At 50.8% G+C, this 16,071-nt stretch carries 13 protein-coding genes and 1 pseudogene; 11 read left to right on the top strand and 3 right to left on the bottom strand.

The features are described 5' to 3' along the window. Position 1: 1 nt before the first annotated feature. Positions 2-640 carry a hypothetical protein gene (locus M3223_RS01995; RefSeq protein WP_251558425.1) on the top strand — a complete coding sequence of 213 codons (639 nt, stop codon included), beginning with the start codon at positions 2-4 and terminating at the stop codon, positions 638-640. A 55-nt stretch (positions 641-695) separates the two neighbouring features. Then, positions 696-1,337 carry a signal peptidase I gene (gene lepB / locus M3223_RS01990; protein WP_251558423.1) on the top strand — a complete coding sequence of 214 codons (642 nt, stop codon included), beginning with the start codon at positions 696-698 and terminating at the stop codon, positions 1,335-1,337. 111 nt (positions 1,338-1,448) lie between these two features. Here lepB and M3223_RS01985 read toward each other — a convergent pair. Further along, positions 1,449-1,613: pseudogene (locus M3223_RS01985) on the bottom strand (NUDIX hydrolase); the annotation flags it as partial. Between the two features lie 85 nt (positions 1,614-1,698). After that, positions 1,699-2,136, bottom strand: a complete 438-nt coding sequence (locus tag M3223_RS01980; RefSeq protein WP_251558421.1) for a hypothetical protein — start codon at positions 2,134-2,136, stop codon at positions 1,699-1,701. 476 nt (positions 2,137-2,612) lie between these two features. Here M3223_RS01980 and M3223_RS01975 point away from each other — a divergent pair, with 476 nt between their 5' ends. The 6 genes from M3223_RS01975 (at position 2,613) to M3223_RS01950 (ending at position 9,422) form a co-directional block, all read left to right on the top strand. After that, positions 2,613-4,118: a sugar ABC transporter ATP-binding protein gene (locus M3223_RS01975; protein ID WP_251558419.1), complete on the top strand. Its 1,506-nt coding sequence runs from the start codon at positions 2,613-2,615 to the stop codon at positions 4,116-4,118. 15 nt (positions 4,119-4,133) lie between these two features. Beyond that, positions 4,134-5,183 (top strand): ABC transporter permease, encoded by a 1,050-nt coding sequence (locus tag M3223_RS01970; protein WP_251558417.1) that lies wholly within the window; start codon positions 4,134-4,136, stop codon positions 5,181-5,183. Between the two features lie 4 nt (positions 5,184-5,187). Continuing rightward, a complete protein-coding gene (locus tag M3223_RS01965) occupies positions 5,188-6,177 on the top strand; it encodes an ABC transporter permease (protein WP_251558415.1) in 990 nt (329 codons plus the stop codon). 69 nt (positions 6,178-6,246) lie between these two features. Then, on the top strand, positions 6,247-7,329 hold the full coding sequence (gene rhaS, locus M3223_RS01960) for a rhamnose ABC transporter substrate-binding protein (protein ID WP_251558413.1): 1,083 nt from the start codon (positions 6,247-6,249) through the stop codon (positions 7,327-7,329). 390 nt (positions 7,330-7,719) lie between these two features. Beyond that, the gene (locus tag M3223_RS01955) at positions 7,720-8,436 is read left to right on the top strand and encodes a hypothetical protein (RefSeq protein WP_251558411.1); all 717 of its coding nucleotides are present in this window, start codon (positions 7,720-7,722) and stop codon (positions 8,434-8,436) included. Continuing rightward, the gene (locus M3223_RS01950) at positions 8,403-9,422 is read left to right on the top strand and encodes a DUF2515 family protein (RefSeq protein ID WP_251558409.1); all 1,020 of its coding nucleotides are present in this window, start codon (positions 8,403-8,405) and stop codon (positions 9,420-9,422) included. The genes M3223_RS01955 and M3223_RS01950 overlap by 34 nt, the downstream gene beginning before the upstream one ends. A gap of 19 nt (positions 9,423-9,441) precedes the next feature. Here the strand turns inward: M3223_RS01950 and M3223_RS01945 are convergent, their stop codons facing one another. Beyond that, positions 9,442-9,948 carry a hypothetical protein gene (locus tag M3223_RS01945; protein WP_251558406.1) on the bottom strand — a complete coding sequence of 169 codons (507 nt, stop codon included), beginning with the start codon at positions 9,946-9,948 and terminating at the stop codon, positions 9,442-9,444. Positions 9,949-10,193: 245 nt separating this feature from the next. On the opposite strand from M3223_RS01945, the gene M3223_RS01940 reads away from it, so the two are divergent. From M3223_RS01940 to M3223_RS01930, 3 genes are all read left to right on the top strand, one after another. Further along, positions 10,194-11,495, top strand: a complete 1,302-nt coding sequence (locus tag M3223_RS01940) for a serpin family protein (protein WP_251558404.1) — start codon at positions 10,194-10,196, stop codon at positions 11,493-11,495. Positions 11,496-11,839: 344 nt separating this feature from the next. Beyond that, on the top strand, positions 11,840-12,862 hold the full coding sequence (locus M3223_RS01935; RefSeq protein WP_251558402.1) for a LacI family DNA-binding transcriptional regulator: 1,023 nt from the start codon (positions 11,840-11,842) through the stop codon (positions 12,860-12,862). Between the two features lie 619 nt (positions 12,863-13,481). After that, complete coding sequence (locus M3223_RS01930; protein WP_251559783.1) at positions 13,482-15,758, top strand: alpha-amylase family glycosyl hydrolase; 2,277 nt, start codon at positions 13,482-13,484, stop codon at positions 15,756-15,758. Positions 15,759-16,071: the final 313 nt, after the last annotated feature.

Genomic DNA, 16,071 nt, shown 5'->3' with positions numbered 1-16,071 from the left:
CTTGAGAAACAAAAAACGATATATAGCATTTATGATGATACTTGCTTTAAGTTTGTGTGCAGTATTTGTTTCTAACGCAGAGAAAAATACTCCATTTTATTTTTCAAAACATTTTGTAATCTCAGAAAAGGGTCTATCTGAAGATGGTATTGAGCAAGGGGGGACCTATGAGGTATGGTTCAACGATAAAGGGCACTATCGTTATGAAGTTACCTCAGGGAAGTTTGCTGGCGACTTTGAAGTTTGGGATGGTAAAAAACTGTATCAGTATACACAAATTATTGGAGATATGACTATACGTGATTTATCTGGATCCGAGCAAAAAGGAGCAGTAATTCCGCATGCTTACTTTGGTGACAGTTATGAGAAGGCATTAGACAAACAAAGAAGAGGAAAACTTATAAAACAAGAAAAAAGGGATGCAAAAGGTACAAGACAGGAGTTTAAACAGGAACAAGAGAACGGAAAAATCTCCTATTCCTTTACGGAAGATGGAATTCCTCTTGAATCGTCCTTAGAGAGTAATGGACGTTCACTTCATCAGCTAAAACTAGAATTAGTAGAAAATATTAGTTCATTCGATGACAGTAAGCTCATCGTCGATTTGAGCAATACACCTAATGTAACCTATTTAAAATAATTGTTTGTGGGGGTCAGTTTTAGATCCCCACTATATTTTATTTTGGGAGGAATAAATGAAGAACTGTTTATTAATTCTTACAACTATGTTGACGCTGTTAGTCGTAGTGGGTTGTACGAATAATGAAAAAATAAGTGACTCCAAAACAAGACAAGAAATAGATGTGATTGACCAAAAGGGAGATCTACAAGAAGTATTTTATCCAATTTCTAATATGGTTAATGAAGAAACCGAATACTATATAAAAAATGTTCTTATTGATCCGAATTATTATAAAAATAACTTATATAATCGTGGGGATATTGTGTATTTTAATGTCCCTACAGGTTTTAAAGTAACTGAAGATACAAAAAAACAAATTTCTAGAGTAATAGCTTTAGAGGGGGAAAAACTGACCGTAAAAAAGGGGAGAATTTATATTAACGATATGGAATTAGACTCGTTTTATAGTCAGCTTAAAGCGGAAGGAATGACTGGAAAAGAATTTTTTGAAAAGGATCTCCCCTCATGCGATGAAGCATGTCAGAAAACATACAGAGATTTTTTCAATACGTCGATAAAGGAATTGACTGTTCCCAATGGATTCATATTTGTTATATCTGACAATTCGATCAGTGGTTATGACAGTTTAACACTCGGCCCGTTATCTGTGGATCAGGTGATAGGGAAAGTAGTAGGATACAAAAAAGAAAAATAATTTGGAATGAGAATACACACCCCTTGCAATCTGTGTTCGACACAGGTAGTAAGGGGTGTTTTTTTGTTTATTCATATGGTAAGAAGAACAGTTGAACCATAGGTTTAGGGAAAATCCGACTTCTAAAGATTCCGGAGTTGTTGTTAATTTTCCTCCGACCGCTTTTCCTAAAAACAAAGTTTTGCAAATGCTGCTGCCTACATTTTGAAAAACACCGCAAAACTTGGTCACCTCGATATCGATGCCGTTCTCTTCCTTTGTTTCTCGAATTGGAACCACTTTGTCGTCCTCCCCCGCATAATCCGTACGGTAAAAGAACGGAACAGATCCAAATTTTTTTTCAAATATATGGAATAACAACTCAATCTTTAAAAAAGGTTTCATCATTGATTTCCATTAGTTTGTCCGTGGCTTTTTTGCTGGCAGGATCAAGGAACAGCATTGTAAAGATATCTCTTACTTCATCTGCTCGAGCTAAAATCTTTACTTTGGACTCATCATTTCTTAAAGCGTGATAGAAGTTATACAAAGAAACATCCAGGTTGTCATTCTGATCCTCATATGAAGTTATTTCAGAAATAGAGGCCGCAGTAGATACACTTGATAGTGCGGAACGATACGCCATTTCATCTATCTTCGTGTTAAAGCTGGAATAAACAATGCTTAGTACTATCTTGAATTTTTCGTCAATCGTGTTTTGCAAGTTTTGTGCCTCGGTATTTGCTTTATCATACTTGTAACTCATCATGATAATGCCGAGAATCAGAATCGAGATAAAGAAAATAGTCCATTTTTTCAACCTGTAAAACCCCTTTGTAATCAAGCTATCGCAAAAGCTTAGTTAATTTCATTTGTAACTTTATCATTGGGGCGATCGCTCTAATACATGTAAATTTATCCAAATAGTACGAAGCGATGGGGCTAATCCCATCGCTTATTTTGTTTTCCACGGCATTTAAAGCCCAATAAAGCGAATAAATTTCCCCCAAAGTAAGAAATGTCTCCTACTTCGCGACCTTCGATTTCGGTAAGGTTGCTTTAGAAAGCGTTTTAAAGACGGTGAAGCAGAAAGCGGAGCCAAAGATCGAGCCCGGAGAAGCGTCAGCGTTCGCCTTTAACGTCGGATTTCTACCTCTATAGAGGAGAAAATTCAAAGGAATCCGAGGTTAACAGCGATCGGAGGGCCGAGCTTTGGCGCAGCGGGTATGTGTTCACCATCTTTCTTCAATCGCTCGCTTTACCGCATAGCGAAGTCAGGACGGAGGGGACCCGGCCATGGCCGAATACATATTGGAGCTGAAGGGCATCACGAAAACATTTCCCGGCGTCAAAGCGCTGGACAATGTCTACTTCAAATTAAAACCCGGTGAAATCCATGCCCTGATGGGCGAAAACGGAGCCGGAAAATCAACCTTTATCAAAGTGATCACGGGCGTTCATTCCGCCGATGAAGGCGAGCTTTATTTTGACGGACAACGGGTTGAACTGAAAAATCCGACAGACGCCAAACGTTTGGGGATAGCGGCCATTTATCAGCATGTCACCTGTTATCCCGATCTGAGCGTCACGGAAAACATATTTATGGGCCATGAAAAAGTGCAAAAAGGGACAAAACGAATTCTTTGGAACAACATGCACGCGGCAGCCGGCGAACTGCTCCAAGAGCTTGGAGCAGGCTTCAGCCCCCGAACGCTGATGGGGTCGCTGAGCGTCGCCGAGCAGCAAATCGTGGAAATTGCCAAAGCGCTTTCGGTTGACGCCAAAGTGATTATTATGGACGAACCGACAGCCGCCCTTACCAATCGGGAGAGCGAGGAGCTGTACCGGATCGCCGAACGTTTGCGGGACAAAGGAACCGCGATTATTTTCATCTCTCACCGTTTCGAGGATATGTACCGCCTGGCGAGCAAGGTCACGGTGTTCCGGGATTCGCGATACATCGGCACCTGGAATGTGGATGAAATTACGAATCAAGACCTGATTATCGCGATGGTTGGACGTGAAATAACGCAGCTGTTTCCGAAAAAGGAGGCGTTGATCGGGGAAGAGCTGCTGCGTGCGGAAGGTCTCGGCAGAACGGGGTACTTCGCGGACGTATCTTTTACGCTGCATAGAGGAGAAATACTAGGGCTGACAGGGCTTGTAGGGGCAGGACGCACGGAGGTATGCCAAAGCCTGTTCGGAATTGAACCCGCCGACAAAGGGAAGGTGTTCCTCAAAGGAAAGGAAGCACATATTCGCAAGCCGGATGAAGCGATGCGCAGGGGCATCGGTTATTTGCCGGAGGACAGGCAAAAGCAAGGGCTTGTGCTGCAGTGGAGCATCGGCAGAAACATATCGTTGTCGTCCTTGCGCAATGTTTCCAGCAAAGGCGTGCTCAACACCGGCAAGGAAGCGGACATGGCCAAAAGCTTGGCGGAGAAGGTCAACGTGAAGGCAAAAAGCATTTTCGATCTGGCGGGCTCCTTGTCGGGAGGCAACCAGCAAAAGGTTGTGTTTGCCAAGCTGCTTACGTCCGATGTGGACGTCATTATTTTGGATGAACCGACCAAAGGCGTAGATGTCGGCGCCAAGTCCGCCATTTACGAGATGATTAGCGATTTGGCCTGCCAAGGGTACGGGATTCTGATGGTCTCGTCGGAAATGCCGGAAATCATCGGGATGTGCGACCGTGTCGCGGTTATGCGGGAGGGCCGGATCACCGCTGTTATGGACCGGCGTTCCATATCGCAGGAAGCGATTCTTGAGGCGTCGATGGCTGATATCAATCAACAACGTTAAAGGTGGGCATGACGAATGCAGGAAAGAGGAATCAGCGCCTTTGATCCGGCGGGGGCAGCTGCTGCAGCCCGCAGGCCGCAGCGAACGCTCAGCGCAAAAATCGCTAAATTCAGAGAGCTTGGTTTACTGGGATTTATCCTTTTGCTGTCCATCGGCGTACAGCTTCGCAACCCCAGCTTTTTGACGCTGGAAAATATAAACGATCTGGCGACCAACACCGCGATTCTGAGCATTTTGGCGGTCGGGATGATGCTTGTTATTGTGACGCGCGGCATTGACCTGTCCATTGGAGCGACGCTCGCGCTATCCGGCATGATTGCGGCGCAGACAGCAAGCGCATTTCCCGGACTATCGCCCCTTCTTGTCTTATTGCTAGGCATTGCAACGGGGCTGGTGAGCGGCATGATCATTGGGCTTCTCGTGTCCAAAGTCGGCATTTTGCCGATTATCGCTACGCTTGGCATGATGAACATTTTTCGGGGATTAACCTTTTGGGCCAGCGGCGGCAAATGGGTCAGCGCGCATCAGATGCCGGAGGCTTTTAAAGCGATCGCAACTGGAAAAATGCTCGGAATCAACAATTTGATCGTAATCGCCGTTGTTATTTATTTGATCGCAGCGTATTTCGTCAATCACACCCGCACCGGCAGGCAGATTTACGCGGTAGGCAGCAATCCGGATTCAGCGGTTATTAGCGGCATCAATACGGACAAAATCATTTGGCTCGTTTATTCCGTGATGGGCGGTCTTTCCGGCCTCGCTGGGGTGCTGTGGGTATCAAAATTTGCCTCCGCTCAAGGCGATACGGCATCCGGGTATGAGCTGAGCGTCATTGCGGCTTGCGTGCTGGGCGGCGTCAGCATTGCGGGCGGATCGGGCAAAATATCCGGCATTATTCTCGGTTCCGTTTTGCTCGGCATTTTGAACAACGCCCTTCCGCTCATTAACGTTTCCCCGTTTTGGCAGAGCGGCATTCAAGGAAGCATTATTTTGGCCGCCGTGCTGATCAATGCCATTGTTAAACGGGGCGTTGACCGCAACCATCTGATGAGGAGGAAAATCTAGCGCTATGGAGCCGAGATTGTTAACGAATAAACAGCCCTTTTCCTATAAGCGGTTTTTCCTTCAATGGGAATGGATGTTAGTGCTGCTGTTTCTGGCGATTACCGTGATGAATATGAATTTATCGGAGTTTTACTGGGATTACGAGAACTTGCGCGACGCGACGATGGGATTTCTTGACAAAGCGTTTATTGTGCTCCCGATGGTATTTGTCATTCTCATGGCGGATATCGACATTTCCGTCGCATCCATAGTGGCGCTTTCTTCGGTCATTATGGCGGATTTGTTCAACCGGGGAGTTCCTATCATTCCGGCTATGATCATTTGTTTGGCGGTAGGCGCAATTTGCGGCTGGATCAACGGTATGTTGATCGTGAAATACAAGGAGCTTTCCTCGGTCATTATCACGCTTGCCACGATGATTATTTACCGCGGCATCGCTTACATCATTTTGGAGGATCAGGCGGCGGGATCGTTTCCCGATTGGTTCAGCTATTTGGGATGGGGATATGTAGGCCCGATTCCGTTCATTTTGATCGTATTTGCAATATTTGCTCTGTTATTCAGCTTTCTGCTGCACAAAACGGTGTTCGGCCGGCACTTGTACGCAATCGGCAATAATCCAACCGCCGCCCGGTTTTCCGGCATTCGGGTCGATCGGGCAAAAGTGATCGTTTTTACGCTGGCGGGTGTGATGTCGGCGGTGACGGCCCTGTTTCTGACTTCAAGGATGGGAAGCACCAGACCCAATATTGCCATGGGGTACGAGCTGGACGTCATTGCAATGGTCGTTCTCGGAGGCATCAGCACCGCTGGCGGCAAAGGGCGCATGATTGGAGCGATACTGGCGGTTTTTCTGATCGGCTTCCTGCGTTACGGATTAGGCCTTGTTAATGTGCAGGCGCAAATCATGCTCATTATTGTAGGCTTGCTCCTTATCTTTGCGGTTGCGGTCCCGAGGCTCAAGCTAGGCCGGAACGGCGCGAGGAAAACCTGATTGGATGCAATGCAGTCAAGCGACTGTTTTGTATATACATGCTGCGCACATACAAAGGGAGGTAGAACGATGAAAAGATTTAGAATGTTAGCTGTCTGTTTAACTGTTATATTGGCGTTTACCATGCTGGCCGCCTGCGGGAGCAATAACGCCGGAACCAACACGAATAACGGCCAGGGCGAGTCCCAAGCAAACAACAAAGGCGGCGACGCCGCGAATGCAAAGAAGAAATATGCCATCATCTTTAAAAATACAGGCAATCCATACGGCGAGAAACAGATGGAAGGGTTCAAAAACGCGGTGGAGGAGCTCGGTTATGAGGCGATTTTGAAAGCGCCGGACCAGCCGACTGCCGAAGCGCAAATTGCAATGATTGAAGAGCTTATTTCGCAAAAGGTAGACGTAATCGCCATTGCGGCAAATGATCCCGACGCGCTGCAACCGGCACTTAAAAAAGCGATGAATCAAGGCATTAAAGTGCTGTCGCTGGATTCCGCAGTGAACGCCGCCAGCCGCATGGTGCATGTCAATCAGGCGGATCCGGAACGAATCGGCCGCACCTTAATCCAAGGCGTATCCGAAATGATCGGCGAAGAAGGCGAAATCGCCATTTTAAGCGCGACCTCGCAAGCGACGAACCAGAACACATGGATTGAATGGATGAAGAAGGAGCTGGAAGACTCCAAGTATAGCAAAATCAAGCTGGTTAAAGTGGCCTACGGCGATGATCTGCGCGATAAAAGCGTGTCCGAGACGGAAGCTCTCTTGAAATCTTATCCCAACCTGAAAGGCATTATTGCGCCAACAACGGTTGGCATCGCGGCAGCGGGCAAAGTGCTGACGGATAAAGGACTGAAAGGCAAAGTGCAGTTGACCGGCCTTGGCTTGCCAAGCGAAATGGCGGAATACATTCAAAGCGGCGTTTGTCAGTGGATGTACCTATGGAATCCGATTGACGTTGGATACTTGTCCGGCTATGCGGCCGACGCGCTCGTGAAAGGCACGATCAGCGGCAAGGTTGGAGATAAGCTGACTGCCGGCAAGCTGGGAGAAAAAGAAGTGGTGCAGGACGGGGAAGGCACGCAAATTATGCTGGGCGATCCGTTCAAATTCGATGCCTCTAACATTGCGGAATGGAAGGATGTTTATTAAACCGACTTTTCATAAACCAAAGTCGTTAGCTTGCGAACCGGATATCAGCCTGTAAAAGCCAAAATTTAGAACCCCGGCCGAAGCGAAAGCGTCGTCCGGGGTTCTGTCTGCGGCGCTCGGCAGTACGAGGCGAGAAAGTTTGACGGATGGTTAAGCTTCAGCTGAGTCCGGCCTGTGTATCCGGCTATGTGTTGCATAAATGACAAATTTTTTCAGGAGAAGGTCCGCTGCAGCGTTCGGAAGCTGCAACGGGCCTTTTTTGCGCTGCGTTCCTTAGTATGAAGCAAACGAACGGCTAATGGGGTTAAGGCGGAGCGTTCCCGACTATACTTCTACTAGAATAGCCGGCGGCGGATTACCGCGTTTGGACGGCTGGGGAGGAAATGGCGGATGCGGGCAGGAGAAGGGCATGGCGGAACGGACGGACGAGATGGAAAAGCACCAGCCGGAAAAGCACCAGACGGGAAAGCACCAGACGGGAAAGAAACTTCCAGATCAGAAACGAGCGGGAACCGGGCGTCCGGCGGCGCTTTTTCCGGCAGCAGCGATGCGGAGTCGGGGCGCGAAACGCATAGCATAAGCGACATTGCCGGGGACGAAGCAAAAGCTGCAGCGGAAGCTGGAAAAACAGCAGCAGCACATTCATCAGCGCAGGATGCCCGCTCCAGGCATCCGCTGCTGGAGCTGCTGCTGCTGCCCGTTGCGCTGCCTGCAGCGATTGTTGCATACGCCGCAGGCAAACGGCGCAGCCGCCATGCCGCCGCCAAGCTGGCGGCAGGCTCGCCGCCGCTGCGGCTGGCGGCTCCCGCCGTCGCGGAGCTTCGCGCCGCGTGGCGCAAACTGGAGCGGGCCGCAGCTAAGGCGGCGGCCGCAGGAGCTGGTGGCGCTGCGCAGCGGCCGCGCCTGGCGGGACGCCCGGGGCGAAGCCGGGCGTCGGCGCGCCGCCGGCGGGCAAGGCCGCCGCGTGGGCCGGGCTGCCGAAGGCAAGCCCGGCATGGAGCGCGGAGGCCGCGGCCGCCTTCGGCGCAGCGCCGCAGCCGTCGCCGGGGGGAGCGGCCGGCGACGCGCTGCTTGTGCAGCGCATCCGCGCGGAAACGGCGCGGATGAACCGCAACAATGTGACGCGGACGGAGGCGTACCGTGCGTTTTATTTGCGCCGCCCGGAGGTGCATTGGGCGCTGCTCGCCCATATGGTATCCCGCAACGGCGGCTGGAATATGACGGATCTGCAAGGCGAATGGCTGCCCCGGCTGCTCGACATGCCGAAGCGGCGCTGCACGTTTGGCATGCTGGAACGGGCAAACGCGCTTATTTTTCACGATGCCTACCCGCAGCTGCTGCTCTACGAGGAATGCCGCCGCAGCGGCCGCAATCTGCTGCATCTGCTGCCGCGCTTCGGCGTGTCCGCATTCATGAAACCGATTTGGCAGCAATTTTTGCGCAGCGGCGACGCCGTCCCGCTCACAGTCTGCCTTATCGTCAACGAGCAGCATTTTATCGAAGAGAGAGTTGTCCAAAATCCATATTATCGGCGTAAAGTGCTGAACACGTTCTTTTTCGGCATGCAGTCGGTGCTGCAGCTGAATCAGGTCGTGTTTCCGTACGGGAAGGACGAGGGCGGCGACCCGCTTGTAGCGGGGCTGATTTTGGAGAATTTCTCCGATATCCGCGAGCGGATCGAGTTCGGCAAACAGCTGTACCTGCTGCTTTTCGGCATGCCGGGCGTATCCAAGGGCGTACTCGCATTTGTAAAAGCGACCCGTCACACCGGCTCCCGCTCGGATTATGCGCCGGATCTGTTTACCCAGGTTCGCCACGGCGCTCCAACCGCTTCTTATAAGGAGCGCTTAATAGGCGGGCGGCTGCGGCCCGGAGCTGAGCCACTGTTCAGCCCGCCGCTGTCGGCGGTGTGGTCGGATCGTCCGGTTGACGAGCCGGAGCCGGGGGACTGGTTCAAAGGTCCCGACAGCGCCATGCCCTATTTTCTCTCTCTCGACAAGCCGGAAAAATTTGAGCTGACCGCCGATTACCGGAGCGCGCTTGGCAAGCTGGAGCTTGCGGTGATGGCGGCGCAAGGGGCGGGCATAAAATAGAACCTTGAGCGCAGAAGGATTAATACCGGTTCACAACAACAGGATTATGAACGGGAGAATAATTAATGGTAGACAGGACTGTTGCTGCGTTGATTACTCCTTCTGTAACAAAGCTGACATTGTAACTAAACTCATACTGAAACCGTAAACTGATCCGGCCAACAACTCGCCCGAACGTATCCAACGCTGCATATTGGACATTTCTTGCTGGGAAGCCGGGGAGGATTACATAGCCAATGCGGGCAGAGGAATCGGACCGAATCGTTTGCAGAGGGGGCGGGCCAAGCGGCCGCCATTCGGTTTCATCCTGGTAACTCTCCAATACCAATAAGTAGAGTGAATTATTAAAGACGGTGTAGGGTCTATCTGTCAGGTCTGCATTCAGGCCGAGATTGCTGCCAACCTCATTCCAGTTTCCTCCAAACGTACGAATCACAATAAGAAGCAGTATAAACAAAACGAGGATGACTCCCATAGTTAAAGCTTTAACACTGCTGATCGCGGTAAGGTTGCGTTGATTGCTCATATCGTTCCTCCTCTTTTTTCGTAATCTCTTAAAATTATAGTATTTTTCAAAAAATGCACTTTGATACAGGCAGTTATAACGGTCAAAGGCGAAATAGGTCGGTTTCCAATCCGTCTGGGCAACGCCAACTCGTCTGCGGTTTTCGTTGGCTACGGCTGCATTTGCAACATTTCCCATTGGAGCTGCGTCTTGAGATGGCCTTGTAAGCAAATCAACTCTCATGCGCAATCAGAAGGGGGAGGCATATGTTGAAGCCAAACATACGAGCGGTTTACGTCTCATTGCTCGCTGCGGCGCTGCCGTTTGCGGCAAGCTGCGGATTGGGCACGGAGGAAACTGCGAATCCCGGCAAGAAGCTTTCCTGGGAAAAAGTACAGCAGCAGGAGCAAGCGCGCAAAGCGGCAGCGGACAAGCTGGATCGCACCTATGTGCATTCCTCCAATACTTTTGGCCTACAACTTTATCGCATCCTCCAACAAACCGGCGAGGCGGATAATCTCCTTATCTCGCCTTGGAGTATTCGTGAAGCCCTTGGCATGGTCTGGCAAGGCAGCAAAGGAGCTACCTCCGAAGAGATTGCTGGCGGAGCAGGATGGAACGGGCTTAATCAAATCGAGGGGGCGGAAGCTGCTAAAGGCTGGCGTTCCTTTTTTGAGCTTCCTTCGGATGGGACTTTTGTCGGTATTTCCAACTCGTTATGGCTTAAGGAGGGAATTAAGCCACTGCCATCCTACCAGAAGCTGCTGGAAAGTAGCTACAACGGCAGAATGGAGCAGGTGGATTTTACACAAAATGGAATTTTTGATACTGCAAAACAAATTAACGAGTGGGCCGAGCTGGAAACAAAGGGCATGCTTCCAAATGTGGTAGAACCCGAGAGGATTCGGGGGCTAACCGCGCTTGTGCTTAACACCGTTTATTTCAAAGGCGGTTGGATGAACGAATTCGATCTCATGCAGACAAAAATCAAGCCGTTTCATCTCTCAGACGGAAAAACGCAGGATGTGCCGATGATGAGCCAGAGCGGGAGTTACCTTTACTTAATAACGGAACGTTATGAAGCCATTCGCCTTCCTTACGGCCAGTCTGGCGGATATTCAATGCTGATTGTGCTTCCGAAGGAAGGTCTGACGCTGACAGAGCTTCTTCCCGATCTTCAGAGTTATGAGGAATGGAAGGATGAACTGGCTCTCAGCACTGGATCGGTGGAGCTGCCGAAATTCAAGGCCAGATGGAAGGGAGAGCTCAGCAAGTCCTTGCAGAAGCTCGGGATTAAAGCGGCATTTCAGCCCGGGGCCGCGGATTTCAGCGGTATGCTGGGCTCCTCTGGAACGGCAATCAACAACGTCATCCACGAGGTCGTGCTGGAGGTCGATGAAAAAGGGGCGGAGGCTGCGGCGGCAACTTCAATCGGCATCCCAAGCTCCGCCCAAGCTGAACCCCATGAGTTTATCGCGGACCGCCCGTTTTTCCTGGCCATTGAAGAAACGATTAGCGGAGGCTGGCTGTTTCTCGGCAGCATTGTCAAACCCGAGGCGCTGGAATAGAGCACTCCTGTCTGCCTGCCGAATAGAACTGTTAAGGATGTCATACCCGGCCAGTAACGGAAAGCAGATTTGCACCGAACTGATCCCTCCAACCTGCACAAGAAAGAAAAAAGAAGATGGCGAATCGGTATTGACAAACCGCATCCGCCGTTCTATAGTCATTACATGAAACGTTTAATCAATTTTTAATCCCTAAATAATCCTCTTTGCTCATTCAAACGGTGAAATGGAATCGCTTTAAGGGTTTAACGGTGGAAAATAAAGATCGGCCAGTCTGTAAAGTCGATCTTATTTTATGGAATATGATGAAACGTTTAATCTTTTAAGTCTAAGGGAGTTTATGCATGAGCCGAAGCCGAGTCACGATCAAAGATGTCGCCAAGCTTTGCGGAGTATCCATTGCTACCGTTTCCAATGTGATCAATGGCACGGGACGGGTATCGCTGGATACGCAGCGCAAGGTGGAGCAGGCGATCGGGCAGCTCGATTTCGCGCCCAGCGCTTCCGCCAGAAATTTAAAGGACAAAAAATCCTCGTTAATTGCCGTTGTTGTTCCGCTGCTGGAAAAAGGCCGCCTGCAGGATAATCCTTTTTATTGGCATCTTGTGCGCGGTATTGAGGAGAGCGCGAGAGACGAGAAGCTGCATGTCATTCTAATTGGCATCGGCCCGGACGAAACGTTCTCATTCGTGCGAGAGCAGCATCTGGACGGCCTCATTTTTGTGGGCGCTTTCCAGGACACGGAAGTGGTCGAGAGCGTGCTGCGCCTGAATGTGCCCAGCGTGTTCATGGACAGCATGGTCGATGGCTCTGAATTTTATCAAGTTGCGCTGGACGACGAGCTGGGCGGCTACATTGGCACGAAACATTTGCTTTCGCTCGGACATGAGCGGATTGCGCTGCTGACCGGCGTTTTGCTCAAGGACGGAGTCAATTACCGGCGCTGGCAGGGGTACTGCCGTGCGCTGGAGGAGGCGGGCGTTCCTTACCGGGAGGAGCTTGTGTACGAGGAGCCGACTTCTTCGCTCGGCGGTTACAGGGCGGCTTCAAGAATAGGAGCCAAATCCGGCGGAATTACAGCCGTATTCGCCTTGTCGGATATGGCGGCGATCGGGCTCATTAAAGGGCTGCATGATTTAGGCATCGGAGTTCCCCGGGATATGTCGGTCGTCGGCTTCGATGATGACGAACGAGCGCGTTACTGCATCCCGGCTCTAACGACAGTCCGCCAAGATATCGTGCAAAAGGGACGCGAAGCGGTGCGGCTGCTCACAGCCCAGATCGAGCGGGACGATAGCATTGAGCGGCAGGTGACGCTAGGCGTCGAGCTGGTGCCGCGTCAAAGCACGTCTCCTCCTTCACGCTGATGAATGGCCGGAACTGTCGGCGGCGGCTACGCTCGCTGAGTCTCTTGTTTAGAGCAGTCACCGGCAAGCTGAACGGGGACATACTAGAAGTTAGGCATTCGGTAATGGAGTAATCCGGCTAACGCAACTGAGACGCTCTATTTTGCAATAAATGCTAGTTTTTGAGTTTTAACGCAACTGAGAGACGTTATTCGCGAACAATGAGGGCAATTTGGCACGAACAGGGCCTAATAAGGCTTCTCAGTTGCGTTACATTTCAAATTTGCCATTTGGATGTCAAATAAGACGGCTCAGTTGCGTTAGAGGTTTGAAGAGCTTAGCTTGTTGGGCTGTCGTTAAACTTCCAACCGGCAAGCTGGATGCCTGCAGGAAGGCCCGGCTGCGTTACTGTGCCGGTTAGATGCGAACGATTGCTTCAAAAAATCGGTAAGCCCATGCAAATCGGCGCATATTGTACCGATTCACTATCAAATATGCAATCGTTTGCGCAAGCAGACACACCGGTATTTGACTACATTAGGGAGGTGGTTCGGGACAAAGCGAAGTCGCGGATCAGGCGTAGGCCCGTTCCGACCCAAGATGGAATTCACCTTGAGCGAGGAGTGTTGGAGCAGTGAAAATGTGGAAACGAATTACGATTGCGGCAATAGCAGGGGGGCTCGCATTGCCGGCAGGTGCGGTTCAACCGCCTAAAGTGGAAGCGCTTACGGCGTCTTCGGCGTTAGGTCCGGTAACGCCTAAAGATACGGTATACCAGATCATTACGGACCGTTTTGCCGACGGCAGCACGGCCAACAACAAACCGGCCGGTTTTGATCCGACGCTGTTCGATGATGCAAATGGCGACGGCCGCGGGGACGGCAACGATCTTAAGCTGTATCAGGGCGGCGACTGGAAAGGTATTATCGACAAAATTCCTTACCTCAAAAACATGGGCGTAACGGCAGTATGGGTTTCCGCTCCGTATGAGAACCGGGATACGGCGATTAACGACTACCAGCCGAACGGCAGCCTCAACCGCTGGACCAGCTTCCACGGCTATCATGTGCGCAATTATTTTGCGACGAACAAACATTTTGGCATGATGAAGGAATTTGAACAGCTGCGGGACGCGCTCCACGCTCAAGGCATGAAGCTTGTCATCGACTTTGTGACGAACCATACGAGCCGCTGGCAAAATCCGACGAGCAATTTCAGCCCGGAGGACGGCAAGCTGTATGAGCCGGACAAAAACGCTTCCGGTGCGTACACGTTCAACGCGAACGGTGAGCCGATTGATTCCAACGGAGACGGCAAGCTGGAGAATCTGGTCGCCGATCCGAATAACGACGTCAACGGCTGGTTCCACGGCCTCGGCGATCGCGGCAGCGACAGCTCGAAATTCGGCTTCCGCAACAGGGAGCTTGGCTCGCTCGCCGACTTCTCGCAGGAGAACAGCACGGTTATCAACTATCTCGAAAAAGCGGCAACGTTCTGGAAGGCGAAAGGCGTGGACGGCTTCCGCCACGATGCGACCCTTCATATGAACCCTGCGTTCACCAAGGGGCTGAAGGACGCGATCGACTCGGCTCCAGGCGGCCCGATGACTCACTTCGGCGAATTTTTCATTGCCCGTCCCGATCCGAAGTACGATGAGTACCGGACGTTCCCGGACCGCACCGGCGTTAACAACCTGGATTTTGAATATTTCCGGGCATCTACAAACGCTTTTGGCAACTTCTCGGAATCGATGAGCACCTTTGGCAACATGCTGCTTCAGACGAGTGCCGACTACAGCTATGAAAATCAGGCGGTCACCTTCCTGGACAATCATGACGTGACCCGCTTCCGTTATATTCAACCGAACAACAAGCCGTATCATGCTGCGCTCGCCACGCTCATGACGTCCCGCGGAACGCCGAACATTTACTACGGCACAGAGCAGTACTTGTCCTCGGCGGACAGCAGTGACATCGCCGGCCGCGTTTTTATGGAAAAGGCCGCTTCTTTTGATCAGAACACGACAGCGTACAAAGTCATTAAGAGCCTGTCGGCGCTGCGCCAGTCCAATGAAGCGATCGCTTTTGGCACGACGAACGTTTTGTACAGCACAAACGATGTGCTTGTGTATCAGCGCCAGTTCTATGATAAACAGGTTATCGTGGCGGTTAACCGCCAGCCTAATGCAAGCTTCACCGTACCTGCAATCAATACGACGCTTCCTGCCGGTACATATACCGACGTGCTGGGCGGCCTGCTCTCCGGCGGATCGGCAAGCGTAACGAACGTATCCGGTCAAAACAAAATCGGCAGCTTCACGCTGGCCGGCGGTCAAGTAAGCGTATGGTCGCATAATCCTTCTCTCGGCACAACCGTGCCGCGCATCGGTGACGTCGTTTCGACCTCCGGCCGTCCGGGCAACACGGTGTACATTTACGGCACGGGACTTGGCAGCTCGCCGGTCGTGAAGTTCGGAACAGCGACTGCAACTGTAGTGAGCAGTAGCGATACATTCATTGAAGCGACCGTTCCGACCGTTGCGGCAGGACAACAGCCGATTACGGTGACCAAGGGCAGCAGCGTCAGCAATTCGTTTACCTACGATGTTCTGACTAACGATCAGGTGCAGGTTATTTTTAAAGTGAATGCAACGACAACTCCGGGCCAAACGCTCCATGTTTCCGGCAGCTTGGCTGAGCTTGGCAACTGGGATGCCGCGAAATCATCCGAATCGATGCTGAATCCGAATTATCCTACGTGGTTCCTGCCCGTAAGCGTTCCTAAAGGCGCAACCTTCACCTTTAAGTTCTTTAAAAAGGATGCCAACGGCAACGTCGTTTGGGAGGGCGGAAGCAACCGCACGTTCACTGCTCCGGCTTCAGGTTCATTGGACACGGCGGTATTTAACTGGCAGTAAAAGGTTTAGTTAAAAATGATTAAAAAAAGAGAATAGCTGCGGATTAAAGAGATATACCGCTTAATTTGGAGTAAACATCCGATTAACCCGATATAATCGTCTGTGCAAACGATTTAACAAACGATATTCGCTGATGTATGATGATTGAGGCTCAAATTAAACCGCTTTCATTTAGTTAGGTAAATTTTACCTAACGGGAGAAAAAAACGATGCCGGGACGTTTCAGCGAAATGAATCGACGGATTGCTCTCAAAACTTGCAAACGTTTGCGCATCCTGGCGAATTCGTCCCGGCGTCACTTCATTCATGGCTC

Origin of the sequence: Paenibacillus pasadenensis (assembly GCF_023715725.1) — a bacterium.
GTDB classification, from domain to species: domain Bacteria; phylum Bacillota; class Bacilli; order Paenibacillales; family Paenibacillaceae; genus Paenibacillus_O; species Paenibacillus_O pasadenensis_A.
Note: the sequence above shows the minus strand (reverse complement) of the source record. Positions and strands in the feature narration are given on the sequence as shown.

Excerpts from the sequence above, each read along its gene's own strand:
- lepB (WP_251558423.1), top strand. The coding sequence starts at position 696 with ATGAAGAACTGTTTATTAATTCTTACAACTATGTTGACGCTGTTAGTC.
- M3223_RS01975 (WP_251558419.1), top strand. The coding sequence starts at position 2,613 with ATGGCCGAATACATATTGGAGCTGAAGGGCATCACGAAAACATTTCCC.
- M3223_RS01970 (WP_251558417.1), top strand. The coding sequence starts at position 4,134 with ATGCAGGAAAGAGGAATCAGCGCCTTTGATCCGGCGGGGGCAGCTGCT.
- M3223_RS01965 (WP_251558415.1), top strand. The coding sequence starts at position 5,188 with ATGGAGCCGAGATTGTTAACGAATAAACAGCCCTTTTCCTATAAGCGG.
- rhaS (WP_251558413.1), top strand. The coding sequence starts at position 6,247 with ATGAAAAGATTTAGAATGTTAGCTGTCTGTTTAACTGTTATATTGGCG.
- M3223_RS01955 (WP_251558411.1), top strand. The coding sequence starts at position 7,720 with ATGCGGGCAGGAGAAGGGCATGGCGGAACGGACGGACGAGATGGAAAA.
- M3223_RS01945 (WP_251558406.1), bottom strand. The coding sequence starts at position 9,948 with ATGAGCAATCAACGCAACCTTACCGCGATCAGCAGTGTTAAAGCTTTA.
- M3223_RS01940 (WP_251558404.1), top strand. The coding sequence starts at position 10,194 with ATGTTGAAGCCAAACATACGAGCGGTTTACGTCTCATTGCTCGCTGCG.
- M3223_RS01935 (WP_251558402.1), top strand. The coding sequence starts at position 11,840 with ATGAGCCGAAGCCGAGTCACGATCAAAGATGTCGCCAAGCTTTGCGGA.
- M3223_RS01930 (WP_251559783.1), top strand. The coding sequence starts at position 13,482 with ATGTGGAAACGAATTACGATTGCGGCAATAGCAGGGGGGCTCGCATTG.